At 73.2% G+C, this 15,859-nt stretch carries 18 protein-coding genes; 11 read left to right on the top strand and 7 right to left on the bottom strand.

The annotated features are described in order from the left end of the window. Nucleotides 1–24 precede the first annotated feature (24 nt). The 6 genes from EKG83_RS06200 to EKG83_RS06175 all read left to right on the top strand — a co-directional run bounded on the left by EKG83_RS06200 (nt 25) and on the right by EKG83_RS06175 (nt 6,643). Nucleotides 25–411: a very short patch repair endonuclease gene (locus tag EKG83_RS06200; protein ID WP_063741237.1), complete on the top strand. Its 387-nt coding sequence runs from the start codon at nt 25–27 to the stop codon at nt 409–411. A gap of 5 nt (nt 412–416) precedes the next feature. Next, nucleotides 417–1,514, top strand: a complete 1,098-nt coding sequence (locus EKG83_RS06195) for a DNA cytosine methyltransferase (protein ID WP_084715943.1) — start codon at nt 417–419, stop codon at nt 1,512–1,514. Between the two features lie 58 nt (nt 1,515–1,572). Further along, on the top strand, nt 1,573–2,190 hold the full coding sequence (locus EKG83_RS06190; RefSeq protein ID WP_194282995.1) for a hypothetical protein: 618 nt from the start codon (nt 1,573–1,575) through the stop codon (nt 2,188–2,190). A gap of 39 nt (nt 2,191–2,229) precedes the next feature. Next, a complete protein-coding gene (locus EKG83_RS06185) occupies nt 2,230–2,499 on the top strand; it encodes a GlsB/YeaQ/YmgE family stress response membrane protein (protein ID WP_033427729.1) in 270 nt (89 codons plus the stop codon). 303 nt (nt 2,500–2,802) lie between these two features. Next, nucleotides 2,803–5,772 carry a DEAD/DEAH box helicase gene (locus tag EKG83_RS06180; protein WP_033427730.1) on the top strand — a complete coding sequence of 990 codons (2,970 nt, stop codon included), beginning with the start codon at nt 2,803–2,805 and terminating at the stop codon, nt 5,770–5,772. After that, complete coding sequence (locus tag EKG83_RS06175) at nt 5,765–6,643, top strand: SWIM zinc finger family protein (RefSeq protein WP_033427731.1); 879 nt, start codon at nt 5,765–5,767, stop codon at nt 6,641–6,643. The genes EKG83_RS06180 and EKG83_RS06175 overlap by 8 nt, the downstream gene beginning before the upstream one ends. Before the next feature lie 71 nt (nt 6,644–6,714). On the opposite strand, the gene EKG83_RS47495 is transcribed toward EKG83_RS06175, so the two are convergent. From EKG83_RS47495 to EKG83_RS06165, 4 genes are read right to left on the bottom strand one after another with little or no spacing between them, the layout of a single operon-like run. Beyond that, a complete protein-coding gene (locus EKG83_RS47495; RefSeq protein ID WP_407690776.1) occupies nt 6,715–6,810 on the bottom strand; it encodes a hypothetical protein in 96 nt (31 codons plus the stop codon). A gap of 8 nt (nt 6,811–6,818) precedes the next feature. Further along, a complete protein-coding gene (locus EKG83_RS47490; protein WP_228123003.1) occupies nt 6,819–6,995 on the bottom strand; it encodes a hypothetical protein in 177 nt (58 codons plus the stop codon). 4 nt (nt 6,996–6,999) lie between these two features. Next, the gene (locus EKG83_RS47485; protein WP_228122518.1) at nt 7,000–7,158 is read right to left on the bottom strand and encodes a hypothetical protein; all 159 of its coding nucleotides are present in this window, start codon (nt 7,156–7,158) and stop codon (nt 7,000–7,002) included. Then, on the bottom strand, nt 7,158–7,769 hold the full coding sequence (locus EKG83_RS06165; protein WP_051764427.1) for a beta propeller repeat protein: 612 nt from the start codon (nt 7,767–7,769) through the stop codon (nt 7,158–7,160). The genes EKG83_RS47485 and EKG83_RS06165 overlap by 1 nt, the downstream gene beginning before the upstream one ends. Nucleotides 7,770–7,922: 153 nt before the next feature. Between EKG83_RS06165 and EKG83_RS06160 the strand changes: the two genes are divergently transcribed. Continuing rightward, entirely contained in the window at nt 7,923–8,342 is a 420-nt protein-coding gene (locus EKG83_RS06160) for an ester cyclase (RefSeq protein WP_033427732.1), read from the top strand. Nucleotides 8,343–8,453: 111 nt separating this feature from the next. Here the strand turns inward: EKG83_RS06160 and cspE are convergent, their stop codons facing one another. After that, the gene (cspE, locus tag EKG83_RS06155) at nt 8,454–8,660 is read right to left on the bottom strand and encodes a transcription antiterminator/RNA stability regulator CspE (protein ID WP_033427733.1); all 207 of its coding nucleotides are present in this window, start codon (nt 8,658–8,660) and stop codon (nt 8,454–8,456) included. A 245-nt stretch (nt 8,661–8,905) separates the two neighbouring features. On the opposite strand from cspE, the gene EKG83_RS06150 reads away from it, so the two are divergent. The 3 genes from EKG83_RS06150 (at nt 8,906) to EKG83_RS06140 (ending at nt 10,999) form a co-directional block, all read left to right on the top strand. Next, entirely contained in the window at nt 8,906–9,238 is a 333-nt protein-coding gene (locus tag EKG83_RS06150) for a hypothetical protein (protein WP_033427734.1), read from the top strand. Nucleotides 9,239–9,262: 24 nt separating this feature from the next. Beyond that, nucleotides 9,263–9,985 carry a hypothetical protein gene (locus tag EKG83_RS06145; RefSeq protein WP_228122517.1) on the top strand — a complete coding sequence of 241 codons (723 nt, stop codon included), beginning with the start codon at nt 9,263–9,265 and terminating at the stop codon, nt 9,983–9,985. A gap of 204 nt (nt 9,986–10,189) precedes the next feature. Then, nucleotides 10,190–10,999 (top strand): transposase family protein, encoded by an 810-nt coding sequence (locus EKG83_RS06140; protein ID WP_084717238.1) that lies wholly within the window; start codon nt 10,190–10,192, stop codon nt 10,997–10,999. Between the two features lie 52 nt (nt 11,000–11,051). On the opposite strand, the gene EKG83_RS06135 is transcribed toward EKG83_RS06140, so the two are convergent. Continuing rightward, entirely contained in the window at nt 11,052–12,161 is a 1,110-nt protein-coding gene (locus EKG83_RS06135) for a sugar ABC transporter substrate-binding protein (protein ID WP_033433265.1), read from the bottom strand. Nucleotides 12,162–12,476: 315 nt separating this feature from the next. On the opposite strand from EKG83_RS06135, the gene EKG83_RS06130 reads away from it, so the two are divergent. Continuing rightward, nucleotides 12,477–12,647: a hypothetical protein gene (locus EKG83_RS06130; RefSeq protein ID WP_153277908.1), complete on the top strand. Its 171-nt coding sequence runs from the start codon at nt 12,477–12,479 to the stop codon at nt 12,645–12,647. Nucleotides 12,648–12,708: 61 nt separating this feature from the next. On the opposite strand, the gene EKG83_RS06125 is transcribed toward EKG83_RS06130, so the two are convergent. Further along, nucleotides 12,709–15,654: a glycine--tRNA ligase gene (locus EKG83_RS06125; RefSeq protein ID WP_033433324.1), complete on the bottom strand. Its 2,946-nt coding sequence runs from the start codon at nt 15,652–15,654 to the stop codon at nt 12,709–12,711. Between the last annotated feature and the right edge of the window lie 205 nt (nt 15,655–15,859).

The following is a 15,859-nucleotide window of genomic DNA, read 5'->3' as shown; positions in this document are numbered from 1 at the left end:
ACGACGGACGACGTCCGCGCCCGGATGAGCAAGCAGCGCTCGCGCGACACCGGGATCGAGGTGGCGCTGCGCCGCGAGCTGCACCGGCTCGGCCTGCGGTACCGGGTGCACCGGCGGCCGGTGCGCGCGGTCCGGCGCGAGGCCGACGTGGTGTTCGGGCCCGCCAGGGTGGCGGTGTTCGTGGACGGCTGCTTCTGGCACGGGTGCCCCGAGCACGGCACGTGGCCCAAGCGCAACGGCGAGTTCTGGCGCGCCAAGATCGAGGGCAACCGGGCGCGGGACGCCAACACCGACCAGGTGCTGGCCGAGGCGGGGTGGCTCGCGGTGCGCGTGTGGGAGCACGAGGACCCGGCCGCCGCGGCGAGTCGGGTGCGGGAGGCGGTGCTCCGGCGGCGCGGTGGGCTAGCCTGAGCGCCGTGCTGTCCGTGATCGACCTGTTCGCCGGCTGCGGCGGCATGACCTCCGGCTTCGCGGCGGCGGGCGGATACGCGCCGGTCATGGCGGTCGAGTGGGACCTCCACGCGGCGGCGACGTACGCGGCGAACTTCGGCGAGGACCACATGCGGTGGACCGACATCGCGTCCGTGCCGGACAGCGCGATCCCCGAGGTCGACGTGGTCGTGGGCGGGCCGCCGTGCCAGGGGTTCTCCAACCTGGGCTCGCGCGACGTGAACGACCCGCGCAACTCGCTGTGGCGGGAGTACCTGCGGTTCGTGCGGCGGGCCAAGCCGTCGGTGTTCGTGATCGAGAACGTCGACCGCTTCCTGTCCTCCACCGAGTTCGCGCTGCTCCAGGCCGAGACCGAGGGCTACGAGCTGAGCGCGGGCATCCTGCTGGCCGCGGACTTCGGCGTGCCCCAGCGCCGCCGCCGGGCCATCGTGATCGGCTCGCGCGTCGGCCGCATCCCGCTGCCCGCGCCGACCCACCCGCGCGGGCGCTGGCACACCGTGCGCGACGTGCTGCGCGGCCTGCCGGAGCAGCCGCTGACCACCGCGCTGCCCAAGTGCGAGGTGGAGTTCTTCGGCCGCGTGCTGCCCGGCCGCTTCAAGAGCCCGGACCTGCACATCGGCCGCAACCCCACGCCGCTGTCCGTGCAGCGCTACCGGCTGATCCCACCCGGCGGCGGGCGGTTCGACCTGCCGCCGGAGCTGCTGCCGCGGTGCTGGCGGGAGAAGAAGACCGGCACCACGGACGTGATGGGCCGGATGCGGTGGGACGAGCCGTCGCTGACCATCCGGACCGAGTTCTACAAGCCGGAGAAGGGCCGCTACCTGCACCCGCAGTGGGAGGACGGTCCCGACGGGCACCGCGTGGACCGGCCGATCACCCACCTGGAGGCGGCCCGGCTCCAGTCGTTCCCGGACGACTTCGAGTGGTGCGGCACCAAGATCGAGGTGGCCCGGCAGATCGGCAACGCCGTGCCCCCGCTGCTGGCACGCGCGATCGCCGACCACATCAAGCCCTACCTGACCGGCACGCCGACGGCACCCGGCCCGTGCCGCCTGTGCCCCTGACCTGCACGGACAGGCGCGGAACCGAAAATTGTCAGACCCCCGGTCTACCGTCATCACCATGACGACGACCACGTACGAGAACTCCGTCCGCATCGGCTCCTCGACCTACCGCCTGGTGGCGACCGCCGACCCCGAGCTGTCGGTCCACCTGGCCGGCACCGACTCCTCCGGGGCGCTGGTGGCCGAGGGCACCCTGCGCCTGCCCGCCGACGCCGGGGCGAAGCTCGGCAGGCTCCTGGGGCAGGTGCTGGACGCCCTGGGCAGGCTGAGCGGCCCGCCGCCGACAGCGCCGGGGCACCGCCCGGCCAACGCCAACCAGCCGTGGGGCGAGGAGCAGGACGAGGAGCTGCGCGCCGAGTGGCTGACCGCCGGGGGTGGGCCGAGCGCCGACCTGATCCGGACCATCGCCAGGCGGCTGGAGCGCTCACCCACCTCGATCCGGTCCCGGCTGGCCAGGATCGGCTGCGACCCGGACGTGCCGGGCCGGGCGCTGTCGGACCAGGGGGCGCGGGTGTACCGGGTCCAGGGCCGGGATCTTCAGGGTCCGGATGTCCGAGGTCCGGATGTCCGAGGTCCGGATGTCCGAGGTCCCGATCTTCGAGGTCCGGATCTTCAGGGTCCGGATCAGGGACGGGTCAGGGGCAAACCCGATTCGGCCGGGGAGGGGGTGGACTGATGCTGGAGGTGGACTTGCAAGCGGGGGAAAGGACCTCTCGTGGAGATCACCGGGCTCATCTCGGCACTGTTCATCGGTCTGCTCATCGGCGGCCTCGGTCGGCTGGTGGTGCCGGGCAGGCAGCACATCTCGTGGGTGATGACGATCCTGGTCGGCATCGCGGCGGCACTGGTCGGCACCTTCGCCGCCTCGGTCCTCGGGGTGGCGGAGACCTCCGGCTTCGACTGGCTGGAGACGGCCCTCCAGGTCGGCCTGGCCGGTGTCGGCGTGACGGTGCTGGGGCGCTCCAAGTCCCGGCAGGTCCACTGACCCGCTTTCCCGAGCGGCCTTCGACGGCCTCCGGCGGCTGCCGGCGGTTTCCGCCGCCTGCCCGGTCCGATCCCGGGAGGCCGGCTGACCCAACGCCCGTCCCGGGGCCCGTGGTGCACCACGGGCCCCGGGACGGCAGCCCGCCCGTGCGCAGGCTCCCGGTGCGCCGGTGTTCCGGGGCGTGCCCCGTGCGTTCGGTGGGCCGGTGTCTTCACGCACTCCCGGCACACCGGGCGTTCGGGCACCGGCGTCGGGCGTCGCCGTGGGTAACGCCGTCGGTGGTGGCACATAGAGTCCACCCCCGTGTTGGTGCTGCACAGCGTGGGAGCGGTCGGCGGTCGGGTGGCGCTGTGGGCTGAGGACTCGCGGCTGCCCGCCCGGGTCGTCGGGCGGTTGCCGCGGGCGACGGTGCGGCACCCGTTCGCCGTCGGTGGGGCGGACCTGCGGGCGTTGCTGGACGGCGGGGAGGTCGGTGAGCTTCGGCTCCGGCTGCCCTCGTTCGCCTCCGGGCCGGTCGCCTCGCCGGAGCTGGTCCGGGAGGAGCCGGTCCGGCGCGGTGCGCTGCGGTGGCGGGAGTGGGTGGTTCCCGTCCTGTGGTGGGACGGTGCCGTGCCCGCGCGGCTGCCGGACTGCCGGTTCGGGGTGTCGGCCAAGTTCCTCGGCGAGGCGGTGGAGTTCGGGCTGGACCTGGTCCGGCGTGGACGCGTGCTGCCCGTGATCGACGGCGACCGGACCGCCCGGTGGCGCGCGGCGCTGTCCGGCGTGGACTCGCTGCGGCACGCCGCGTTGCGGACCAGCACGCCCGCCTCCTTCCTCGCCGCCGACCCGACCGCGAACGGGGGCGGGTCTGCCGCCGGTGTGTCGGTCGACGTGCTGACCGGTGTGCTCGACCGGCTCGTCGACCGGGAGGTCCGGCGGCTGCTCTCGGGCACGACCGACGGCGCGGACGCGGCCGACGGGGAGGTGGTCGGGCGGTGGTTGGCCGCGCTGGTGGGGGATCCGTCGGTCGACCACGCCGTCGGTGAGGTCGACCGGTTGCGGCACGTGCTGGGCGAGTGGGCGGCGCGCGGGTTGCGGGAGTTGCCGGTTCGGACGTGCTTCCGGCTCGGCTCACCCGACCAGGGCGATCCGCGCCAGGAGGACTGGCGGGTCGAGTTCCTGCTCCAGGCCGTCGACGAGCCCAGCGTGCTGGTGTCGGCCGAACGGTTGTGGCGCAGGGGGGACACCGCGCTGAGGAGGTGGGTGGACCGCCCCGAGGAGGTGCTGCTCGGCGACCTCGGCCGGGCCGGTCGGCTCTACCCCGCGCTGGACCGCGCCCTGGCGGCCAAGCGGCCCGTCGAGCTGGTGCTGGACGTGGAGGGGGCGTACGACTTCCTGACGCACGCGCCGCTGCTGGCGCAGGCCGGGTTCGGGGTGCTGCTGCCCGCGTGGTGGCGGCAGCCGAACCGGTTGGGGCTCGTGCTCGACGCGACCGGGCGCGGCACGGCGGGGACCGTGGCGAAGGAGAGCGAGCTCGGGCTGAGGGCGCTGGTCGACTACCGGTGGGAGCTGGCGCTCGGTGACGAGCGGCTGACCGAGGCCGAGCTGGGTGCGCTCGCCAAGGCCAAGGTGCCGCTGATCCGGTTGCGCGGCCGGTGGGTGCACGTCGACCGCAAGCGGCTCGCCGCCGGGCTCGCGTTCCTCGGACGCGGCGGTGGGCGGATGTCGGCCGCCCGGGTGCTGCTGCACTCGGGCCTGCACCCCGACGACGCGGGGCTGCCGTTGCCGCTCAACGGGGTCCGCGCCGACGGCTGGCTGGGCGACCTGCTGTCCGGCGAGGTGGAGCACCGCCTCGAACCGGTGGAGGACCCGCCCGGGCTGGTCGCGGAGCTGCGGCCGTACCAGCGGCGCGGGTTGGCGTGGTTGGCGTTCCTGGACCGGCTGGGGCTGGGCGCGTGCCTGGCCGACGACATGGGCCTGGGCAAGACCGTGCAGCTGCTGGCGCTGGAGGCGCACAACCGCCGGTACGGCAGGCGCCCGCCGACGCTGCTGGTGTGCCCGGTGTCGGTGGTCGGCAACTGGCAGCGGGAGGCCGCGCGGTTCACGCCGGGCCTGCGGGTCCGCGTCCACCACGGCGCGGACCGGGCGCTCGACGCCGACTGCGACCTGGTGATCACCACCTACGCGGTCCTCGCGCGGGACGCGAGCGCGCTCGCCGGGGTGGCGTGGGACCGGGTGGTGCTGGACGAGGCGCAGAACGTCAAGAACAGCGCGACGCGGCAGTCGGAGGTGGTGCGGTCGCTGCCCGCGCGGCACCGGGTGGCGTTGACCGGGACGCCGGTGGAGAACCGGTTGGCGGAGCTGTGGTCGATCATGGACTTCGTCAACCCCGGCCTGCTGGGCTCGATCAACACCTTCCGCGCCCGCTTCGCCGTGCCCGTCGAGCGGCACCACGACGAGGACGCGGCGGTGCGGCTGCGCCGGATCACCGGCCCGTTCGTGCTGCGCCGCCTCAAGACCGACCCGAAGGTCATCACCGACCTGCCGGACAAGATCGAGGTCAAGCAGCTGTGCACGCTGACCGCCGAGCAGGCATCGCTGTACCAGGCCGTGGTGGACGACATGTTCCAGCGGATCGCCGAGGCCGAGGGCATCAAGCGGCGCGGGCTGGTGCTGGCCACGATGTCGCGGCTCAAGCAGGTCTGCAACCACCCCGCCCAGCTGCTGCGCGACGGGTCCCGCGTCGCGGGCCGCTCGGGCAAGCTGGCGCGGCTGGAGGAGGTCCTGGAGGAGGCGCTGGCGGACGGCGACAAGGCGCTGTGCTTCACCCAGTTCACCGAGTTCGGCTCGCTGGTCGCGCCGCACCTGGCCGCGCGGTTCGACACCGAGGTGCTGTTCCTGCACGGCGGCACCCCGAAGAGGGCGCGGGACGAGATGGTCCGGCGGTTCCAGGACCCGGGCGGGCCGTCGGTCTTCGTGCTCTCGCTCAAGGCGGGCGGCACGGGGCTGAACCTCACCGCCGCCACCCACGTCATCCACCTCGACCGCTGGTGGAACCCCGCCGTGGAGGACCAGGCGACCGACCGGGCGTTCCGCATCGGGCAGCGCGACCACGTGCAGGTGCGCAAGTTCGTGTGCGTGGGCACGTTGGAGGAGCGGATCGACCTGATGATCGAGGAGAAGCGCGACCTGGCGCAGCTCGTGGTCGGCGCGGGCGAGGACTGGCTGACCGAGCTGTCGACCGGCGAACTGCACCGGCTGTTCGCCCTGTCCGGGGAGGCCGTGGGTGGTTGACGGGACGCGCCACCGGCCCGGCGGACGGCCGCTGCGGGTCGAGGGCGGGCTGACGCTGCGCAGCAAGCGGGGCGAGATCGCGCGCACGTGGTGGTCGCGCCGGTTCGTGGAGGTGCTGGAGTCGTTCGGCATGGGCGGGCGGCTGGACCGGGGGCGCGCGTACGCGCGGACCGGGCAGGTGCTCAGCCTGTCGCTGTCGACGAGCCTGGTCGTGGCGCTGGTGGCGGGGACGCGGCCGGAGCCGTACCGGGCGCGCATCGGGGTGCGGAAGTTCGACGAGGACGACTGGACCCGCGTCGAGCACGCGCTGGCGGACCGGGCGCTGTTCGCGGCGAAGCTGCTGGCCGGCGAGATGCCGCCGGAGATCGAGGACGTGTTCACCGGCCTCGGCCTGACGCTGTTCCCGGCCACCACGCGCGAGCTGTCGATGGACTGCACGTGCCCGGACTGGGAGGTGCCGTGCAAGCACCTCGCCGCCACCTGCCACCTGCTGGCCGAGTCGTTCGACCGGGACCCGTTCGAGATCCTCGCCTGGCGCGGCCGGTCGAAGGAGGACCTGCTGGACCGGCTCCGCGAGCTGCGCGCACCGATGCGCCCCGAGGAGCCCGGGGAAGCGGCGGAGGGCGACGAGGTCGCGGAGGCGGGGGGTGCCCGGCCGCGGGAGGACCCGCTGGAGGCGTTCTGGACCCGGCCCCGGCCGACCGCGGCGGTGCCGGAGCTGCCGGAACCGGTGCGCGGGCGGCCGGACGCCCTGCTCGACCAGCTCGACCCGCTGGTGGTGGCGGGCCGGTCGGTGACCGACGAGCTGCGCCCGCTCTACCGGGCCATCGCCGAGCCGCGGCACGGCCGCGAGCCGCAGGGCGACCGCTGAGCGGCGCGACCGGCACCCGCGGGCCCGCCGATCAGCGCGACCGGCGGGTTCGTGGTCCCGCAACGCCCGGATCACCCCCCGGCCACCGAAGGCAGAATCCGGACCTCCGCCCCGGGCCCCGGCTCGGTCTCCGCCCCGGCCGACCGACGGCACTCCTCACCGTCCACGTAGAAGTTCACGTACCGGCGCGACCCGGCCCGCTCGTCCCGCGGGCGCCGGTCCGGCAGCGGGTACCGGCCAGGTGGTCGAGCAGCCCACCCGGGGTCACGGGCCCCGGCAGGTCGACCTCCAACCTGCCCGCGACGCCCGCCACCTGCCACAGCGGGCCGGGGATCAGCACCACCACCCGCACGGCCTCACACCTCCGCGGCGCGCACGCACAGCACGTCCGGCAGGTGCGCGGCGCCCTGCCGCCACGACTCCCCCTCGTCGGCGCCGGCGTACACCTCACCCGACCGCGACCCGGAGTACAGCCCCGCGGGCGTGGCGGTGGCCGTGCACATGGCGTCGCGCATCACGGCCGTCCAGAAGCCGTCCGGCAGGCCCGCGCGCAGCGCCTCCCACGTCCCGCCCGCGTCGGCCGATCGGACCGGCAGACGCCGTGGTGGTTCTGCGGGAACATCCGGTCCGGCACGTCGGGGTGCCGCACGACCTCGTGCACGCACTGGCCGAACTCGGGGTAGGGGTCGGGCAGGAAGTAGGCCCTGATCCCGGTGTTGCCCGCCTGCCACGAGCTGCCGCCGTGGCCCGCGCCCCACTGCTCCCGGTGCGGGTGCTTCCACAGGCCCTCGACCAGCGCGTGCGTCCGGCCGCCGTACTCGGAGCGGAACAGCGCCGAGGGCTGGGTGCCCGCGTAGACGACGTCCGGGTCGGCCGTCAGGGCGAACTGCCACACCCGCTCCAGCGACGCGTCGGCCGGGAAGGCGACGGGCGGCTGCTCCGGCTCCTGCCAGGTCGTGCCCACCAGCCGCCGGGGGTCGATGGCCACCGCGTACACCTCGGTCATGCGGTGGTGCGGGCCGCCGACCTCCCACTCGGCCCGGTCCTCGCTGGTCGCGAGCCACAAGCCCTTCCGGGTGCCGATGGCGAGCAGGTGCGTGGCGTCCCCTTCCGGAATGTGACGCACAGCACCGTACGCGGGGGGTACGACGAATCCCGTCGATCACCGAGCCGCATGAGCGCCCCCGAGGGCTGCGGCGAACCGCCGTCAGCGTCTTGACTGGCGGTGCGCGGGCGGTGTTTGGTCGCTCACGAGGCGACAACACGGAGGGAACCGCGCATGACCGCGTCCAAGGCCCTGCGGGCCCTGCGCGAGGCGATCGTGCTGGAGCACCTGGAGTCGGAGAACGAGCACGAGTTCGACACCGCGGTCGGCGCGTTCGACCACCCGCGCTGCGAGATCGTGTCGACGGGCCAGGTGTTCGACGGTCGGGACGAGTTCACCGGGTACTACGCGCGGGTGCGGTCGGCGTTCCCCGACCGGCGCAGCAGGCTGGTGGAGCTGCACCACGCCGACGACGCGGTGATCGTCGAGCTGGAACTGGAGGGCACCCACCTCGGCAGCCTGGGCGGCGAGGAGCCGACCGGCCGGTCGGTCCGGGTGCGGACCACCGCGTTCTTCGTCTTCGACGGTGCGCGGTTGGTCGGCAAGCGCGTCTACGGCGACCAGGTGGGCCCGGCGCCCGCGCTGAGCGGCTGACGCGAGCCGAGCGGTTGACGGCTGACGCCTGACGCGAACCGGGCCGCCACCTCCCGGTGGGGGAGGTGGCGGCCCGGCAAGAGGTTCCGGATCAGTGCGACCCGGACCAGGTCAGACCGGTCGAACCGCCTGTGCCTGCGGGCCCTTCTGCCCCTGGCCGATCTCGAACTCCACCCGCTGGTTCTCTTCCAGGGTGCGGTAACCGTTGGTCTGGATCTCCGAGTAGTGCACGAACACGTCGGCGCCACCGTTGTCCGGGGAGATGAAGCCGAAGCCCTTCTCCGCGTTGAACCACTTGACGGTGCCCTGAACTGCCATCTTGCTACTTCTCCTCTAACAGGTGCCGGATCGCGCTTGCGACCACCGGGTCCGCTGGGGCTCCGGCCCCTCCTGGCGAGGAGTGTTCGGCGCCCGCAACTCCGATCCGCGAGCGTGGTGGAACACGAACACAGATAGGTACGACCGAAGACAGTCAACCACGGGATGCGGCCGGCAGTCGAGCGGCAGAACGCGGCGAGTCGCACTGCTACGGTGTTCGTGACCGCGACCACAGGGGGTCTGACATGCCGGAACCGGTGCTGCTCTCCATCGCCGCGTCTTTGGCCACGCGGGCCGTCGGAGGTCTGTACGAGCTGGTCAGGAGGCAGTTCGCCGACGACCCGGTGGCCACCGCGGCGCTCACCGCCGCTGAGGGCGCACCCGCGGACTCCCCCCAGGTCAGGGCCCTCGGCGAGGCCCTGGAGCGCGCCACGGCGGCCGACCCGGGGTTCGCCGGGCGGCTGCGGGAGCACGACTCGGTGACCCAGACGGGGCGCGTGACCAACTCCATTTCCGGCACCGTGCACGGGCACGTGCTGCAGGCCGGGGACATCCAGGGCGGCGTGACGTTCAACTAGTCCCGGCCGGGTGAAAATGGGGTGGTGTACTCGCTCCACCTGCCCCAGTCCCGGCTGCTGTTCTTCTTCCTCGGCCTGGTGGTGACGTTCGTCTTCATCCGGATCAGCGTGCGCATGATCCGGGCGGGCGTGCGGTGGTGGCCCGGCAACATCACGCCCGGCGGGACCCACATCCACCACGTCGTGTTCGGCGCGGTGTTCCTGATGCTGGGCGGGCTGGTCGGCCTGGCCTCGCCCGACGAGCAGTACGGGCTGCGCGCGGGCGCGGCGGCGCTGCTGGGCGTGGGCACGGCGCTGGTGCTCGACGAGTTCGCGCTGATCCTGCACCTGCGGGACGTGTACTGGACCAAGGACGGGCGGCTGTCGGTCGACGCGGTGTTCCTGGCCATCGGCATGACGGGCCTGCTGCTGCTCGGGGCGCGGCCGCTGGGCTACGAGGAGTTCTACGGCGAGGGGCTGGCGCTGCGCGTGCTGGTGATCCTGGTGAACCTGGTGTTCGCCATCGTGGCGCTGCTCAAGGGCAAGGTGTGGACCGGCCTGCTCGGGCTGCTGGTGCCGGTGCTGCCGGAGATCGGCGCGCTGCGGCTGGCCCGGCCGGGTTCGCCGTGGGCGCGCTGGCGGTACACCGAGGGGTCCAGCAAGCTGCGCCGCGCCTACCGCCGGGAGGCGCGCGTCCGGCAGCCGCTGATCCGCGCCAAGATCCGCGTGCAGGAGTTCATCTCGGGGCGGCACGACCTGGAGGTGTGAGCCGCCCCGAACGTCGAACTCGGGGGTGCCGGAGGTTCGACACGACGGGTCTGGAGGTTCGACTCGCGGTGCCGGAGTGGAGGAGCGTTATTCAGAACTGCTGGCTGGGGTGGCCGGTGGTGATGCCTGGGCTGACAGCGCAACAGCCCTGCCCGGATAGGGTCGGTTTCCTCTCACAGAAGCACGACCACCAGGACAGGGCTGTTGCGCTACCACTCTACGACCGGGCTGTCCCCTGCCCAGCTGCGGGAGCTGACCACCCGGATCCGCCAGGTCGTCCCCGATCCCGACCTGCGACGGGGACGACCGCCCGCGCTCAGCCTGCACCGTTGTGTGCTGCTCACGCTGGTGCTGCTGCGCCACAACCTGTCCCAGACCCTCGCGGCCGACCTGTTCGGCGTCTCCCAACCCACCGTCTCCCGGATCTTCCGTCGCTTCACGCCCCTGATCGGCCAGGTCCTCTGTCTGCACACCCCGCGCCTGCCCGACCTGCCGGCCCGCCTGACCACGGTGCTGGTCGACGGCACCCTGATCCCCACCGGCACACGCGCCCACCCCGACCCGCACCCCACCGACGCGCCACGGCGCGGCCCGCACCCCAACCACAACGGCAAACACCGCAAACAAGGACTCTCGATCCAGGTCCTGACCGACCGGCGAGGCCGACTGCTCGCCGTCCTCCCACCCCTGCCCGGCCGCACCCACGACAGCCGCGCCTACCGCCTCTCCGGCCTGGCCGACCTGCTGGCCACCACCGTCGTGATCGGCGATCTGGGCTACCAGGGCACCGGCGTGACCACCCCACGCCGCAAACGCCCCGGCCACACCCGCCACACCCCCACAGACCAGGCATGGAACACCCTGCTCGCCCGGCACCGGTGGCCCGTCGAACGCGCCATCGCCCACCTGAAGAACTGGAAAATCCTCGCCACCGGCTACCGCGCCCGCCTGGCCGAACTCCCCACCATCATCCGCATCGTCACCAACCTCGAGCACTACCGCCTGAGCCGATGACTTCTGAATAACGCTCGAGGACACGCGGTGCCTGAGTGGAGGACACGCGGGGTTAGTTGACGAGGATGCCCAGTTCGGCGCAGTCGTCGGCGGTGTCGCCTGCGCACAGGTCGACCGGCTTCACCACGCTCTGGGCGACCAGGGTGCGCACGTTGTCGCGGGTGATCAGGTCCGCGCCCAGCAGGACGGACTTCACGTCCCGCCGCGACACCAGGTCCCGGGTGTTGCCGGTGGCCAGGTCGTCGGCGCCGCTGAGGTCACCGCGCGCCACCGCGATGGCCAGCCGCGCGGCGGCCTCGGCCTCGTCGCGGATCGGCTTGTAGACCGTCATGCACTGCTCGCCGCGCAGGATGGCGCGCAGGCCCTCCAGGGTGGCGTCCTGGCCGGTCACCGGCACCCGCCCGGCCAGGCCGCGCGCCCTGAGCACCTCGATCACCGCGCCGGCCAGGCCGTCGTTGGCGGCCACCACGCCGTCCACCCGCCCGTCGTTGGCGTTGAGGATCTGCTCGAACGTGGCCTTGCCGATCAGCGGGTCCCACTTGTCCACGGGCTTGCTGTCCACCAGCCGCAGCTCGCGCGAGTCGTAGAGCGGGCCGAGCTTGCGGCGCTGGCCGTCGGCGAACAGGGTCGCGTTGTTGTCCTGCGGCGCGCCCTGGACCTCGATGATCTGGGCGCCCGGCTTCTGGCCCAGGCACCGCAGCAGGCCCTCGGCCTGCAGCTCGCCCACGTTGAGGTTGTCGAACGAGACGTAGTACTCGGCGTAGCCGCCCAGGCTGATCCGGTCGTAGTTGATCACCGGGATGCCCGCGTCCTTGGCCTTGCGCTCGACCGCCGCGCCGCCCTCGGGCGTCAGCGGGGTCGTCATCAGCACCTTCACCCCGCGCGCGATCATCGCGTCGGCGATGCTGGCGAACCTCGCCTCGTCGCCCTCGGCGTTCTCGATCACGCCCTCGATGCCGGCGAAGTTGAACGCGCGGCTCAGCAGCGGGGCGTCCTGCGCCTCCCACCGGACCGACGACGTGTGGTCCGGCAGGATGACCCCCACCACGGGTTTGTCGCCCTTGGCCGCGGTCGACGGCGCCAGCGGGTCGCTCCCGCCGCCGCAGGACGCCAGGAACAGCACCAACAGACCGCAGGACACGGCCCTGGCCAGCCTTCGCATTCGCCAACCCCTCGTCCGGGCGCGTCGCCGACGACGGTCCGAAGAAACGGAATGTTGCGGAATTCCATCCCTCCGGTGGCGGGTTCGTCAAGATGTCGCAACCACCGGGCGCCAAATGGTCCGCACCGGTGAGGCGGTTGACCGTTCAAACACGCCGTAACGGCTGATCAAGCACTGACTTCGGCCATAACTATCACGCTCTGCACCGGCCCGACTACGGAGCCGGCACGTGCGAAAGGAGGCTCGTCTTCCGGTGATTTGTGTGCGATGGTGTCGCCTGCCGAACCCTGGCCAGGTGTGTGAGGAGAAGACAGCGTGAGAATCGTCCCCGCAGCGCTGGTAGCCGCGACCGCCGCGGCTCTGCTCGCCTTGGGCGCCGGGCCGGCCGCCGCCGCACAGGTCACGCCGGACCACACCGTCGTCGACGTCCGCGGTTCGCTCACCCCACCCCTGATGAGCGTCGCCGAGGACAACCGCGACATGTGAAACAAGCGAAGAGCCCCGCCCACCGGAGTCCGGTGGGCGGGGCTCTTCGCTTGTCCGGGGGTCAGCCCAGGGCCGTGCCCAGCGCCTGCCAGTCCAGGACCGGGGCGGCCAGGTCCCGGATCGCGGCCAGCAGGCCCAGCCGCGCCCGCCGCACGTCCCGGTCCTCGGCCATCACCAGCACCTCGTCGAAGAACGTGTTGACCGGCGCGGTCAGCACGTCCGCCGCCGCGGCGAAGGCGGCCAGGCCGGTGACCCCGGCGGGCACCTCGACCAGCGCCTCGTGCAGCGCCACCTCGGCCGGCTCGACCAGCGCGGCCGGGTCGTACCCGCCCGCGGTGTCCGCGGGCACGATCCGCCGCACCCGCTGGAGCGCGGCGACCAGCGCGGCGAACCCGGGGTCCCCGGCCAGGTCGGTCAGCTCGGCCAGCGTGGTGTCGGCCACGGCGGGCGCGTCGGCCAGCGGCAGCACCGCGTTGACGAACCGGTGGTCGTGGCCCGCGTCGAGGAGCTGCTGCTCGTAGCGGCGCACGGTGAACTCGCGCGCCGCCTCCAGCGCCTCGGCCGAGACCTCCAGGTCCTGCGCGGCCAGCGACAGCGCCCTGGTGATCGTGACGTCCTTCAGGTCCGGGAACGCCCGCAGCACGCTGACCGCGCCCAGCGCGGCCCGCCGCAGGCCGAACGGGTCGGAGCTGCCCGTGGGGTTCGCGCCGATGCCGAACAGGCCCGCCAGCAGGTCGAACCGGTCGGCCAGGGACAGCAGCGCGCCCGGCGTGGACGACGGCAGCGCGTCGCCCGCCGAGCGGGGCAGCTCCATCTCGAACAGCGCCCGCGCCACCTCGGGGGTCTCCCCGGCCCGCTCGGCGTACTCGCGGGCCATCACCCCGGCCAGGCTGGACAGCTCGATCACCATCTGCGAGCCCAGGTCGAACTTGGCCAGCTCGCCCGCCCGCGCCAGGGTGTCGTCGGCCGCGCCGACCACGTCGGCCAGGCGCCGCGCGAGCGCCGCGATCCGGCCCGCCCGGTCGGCCATGGAGCCCAGCTTGTCCGCGAAGGTGAGCTTGACCAGGCCGGACTTCATGTCCTCCAGCGGCGTGCGCAGGTCGGCGCGCCAGAAGAACGCGGCGTCCTCGTAGCGGGCGCGCAGCACGGCCTCGTTGCCCGCGCGGACCAGGTCGGCGTCCACCTCGCCGTTGGCCACGGCCACGAAGTGCGGCAGCAGCGAGCCGTCCCGGGCCCGCACCGGCAGGTACCGCTGGTGCTTGCGCATCACCGTGGTGAGGATCTGCGCGGGCAGCTCCAGGTAGCGCTCGGCGAACGAGCCGAGGATCGGCGTCGGCCGCTCGACCAGGTTGGTGACCTCGTCCAGCACGCCCTCGAAGTCCACCACCCCGCCGACGGACGCGGCCAGCCGCTCCGCCTCGGCCACGATCGCGGCCCGCCGGACCTCGGCGGGGGCGTCGATGCCGTGCCCGGCCAGGAACTCCAGGTAGCCGTCCGCCGTGGACACCTCGACGACCGGCTGGTCGGCGGTGCGGTGCACGCGCGTCGTCGGCTCCGAGCGCAGGGACGACACGGCGACCGGCACCGGCGTCGTGCCCAGCAGGGCGAGCAGCCAGCGGATCGGGCGGGTGAACGACAGCTTCGGGTCGTTCCACTTCATGTTCTTCTCGGCGCGCAGCTCGGCCACCACCTCGCCGAGCAGGCCGCTGAGCACCTCGACCGCGCCGCGGCCGGGGTCGGTGCGCACGACGGCGACGTGCTCGACGCCGTTCTCGGTGACCCGGCCCAGCTCCTCGACGGCCACGCCCTGGCCGCGGGCGAAGCCCTGGACCGCCTTGGTCGGGTTGCCGTCGGCGTCGAACGCGGCCGACACGCGCGGGCCGCGCACGGTCTTCTCGGCGTCGGGCTCGCGCGGGGCGACGTCGGCCACCAGCACCACGACGCGGCGCGGCGTGCCGTGCACCTCCACCTCGCCGTGGCCCAGGCGCGTGGCGCCCAGCTTGCCGGCGACCGCGGCGCGGACCGCGTCGACGGTGCGGGTCACCTCGGCGGGCGGCAGCTCCTCGGTGCCGATCTCGAACAGCAGCGTCGCGGGCTCGGCGACCTCGGCGAAGGTGTCCGGGAGGGTCGCCGCGGCGGGCGCCTGCGCCAGGCCGAGCGGGTGCCCCAGCTCCTCGCGGCGGGCCGCCCACAGCTGGGCCACCTCGCGGGCCAGCGCCCGCATCCGGCCGAACGCCCGGGCGCGCTCGGTCGTGCTGATCGAGCCGCGGGCGTCGAGCACGTTGAAGGTGTGCGAGCACTTGAGCACGTAGTTGTGCGCGGGCACGGGCAGGCGCGCGTCGAGCATCCGGCGCGCCTCGGAGGCGTACTCCTCGAACAGCCGCTTGTTCGCCTCCACGTCGGCGTCGTCGAGGTAGTAGCGGCTCATCTCGTACTCGGCCTGGCCGAACGCCTCGCCGTAGGAGATGCCCGGCGCGTAGGCGATGTCCTTGAAGTGGTCGACGCCCTGCAGCGCCATCATGATGCGCTCGATGCCGTAGGTGATCTCCACCGACACCGGGTCCAGCGACATGCCGCCGGCCTGCTGGAAGTAGGTGAACTGGGTGATCTCCAGGCCGTCGAGCCACACCTCCCAGCCCAGGCCCCAGGCGCCCAGGGCGGGCGAGGCCCAGTTGTCCTCGACGAACCGGACGTCGTGGGCGCGCACGTCGATGCCCAGCGCCTCCAGGCTGCCCAGGTACAGCTCCTGCGGGTCGCCCGGGTCGGGCTTGAGGATGACCTGGAACTGGGTGTGGGTCTGGAGCCGGTTGGGGTTCTCGCCGTACCGCGCGTCGTCGGGCCGCACGCTCGGCTCGACGTACGAGACGCGCCACGGCTCGGGACCCAGCACCCGCAGCACGGTGGCGGGGTTCAGCGTGCCGGCGCCGACCTCGGTGTTGTACGGCTGCACCACGATGCAGCCCCGGTCGGTCCAGTACGTGGTCAGCGCGAGCAGCGCGTCCTGCATGGTCAGCACGGGGGCACAGTCTACGAACGCGGTGAAGGTCAGCTCACAATCGGGTTACCGCCCTGGTCAGCGCGGGTCCGCACCCGGTATCACCGCGTCACCTGACAACCGGTGTGCGAGGCTTGTCGGCAACCCGGGCGCCCGCTGACGCGTCCTTGGGTGCGTACCCGGGTACCTGGAAGGAGTGGGAGTGGACAACCGGCCG

It is taken from the genome of Saccharothrix syringae (genome assembly GCF_009498035.1).
GTDB classification, from domain to species: domain Bacteria; phylum Actinomycetota; class Actinomycetes; order Mycobacteriales; family Pseudonocardiaceae; genus Actinosynnema; species Actinosynnema syringae.
This window is presented reverse-complemented; position numbering and strand designations above follow the sequence as displayed.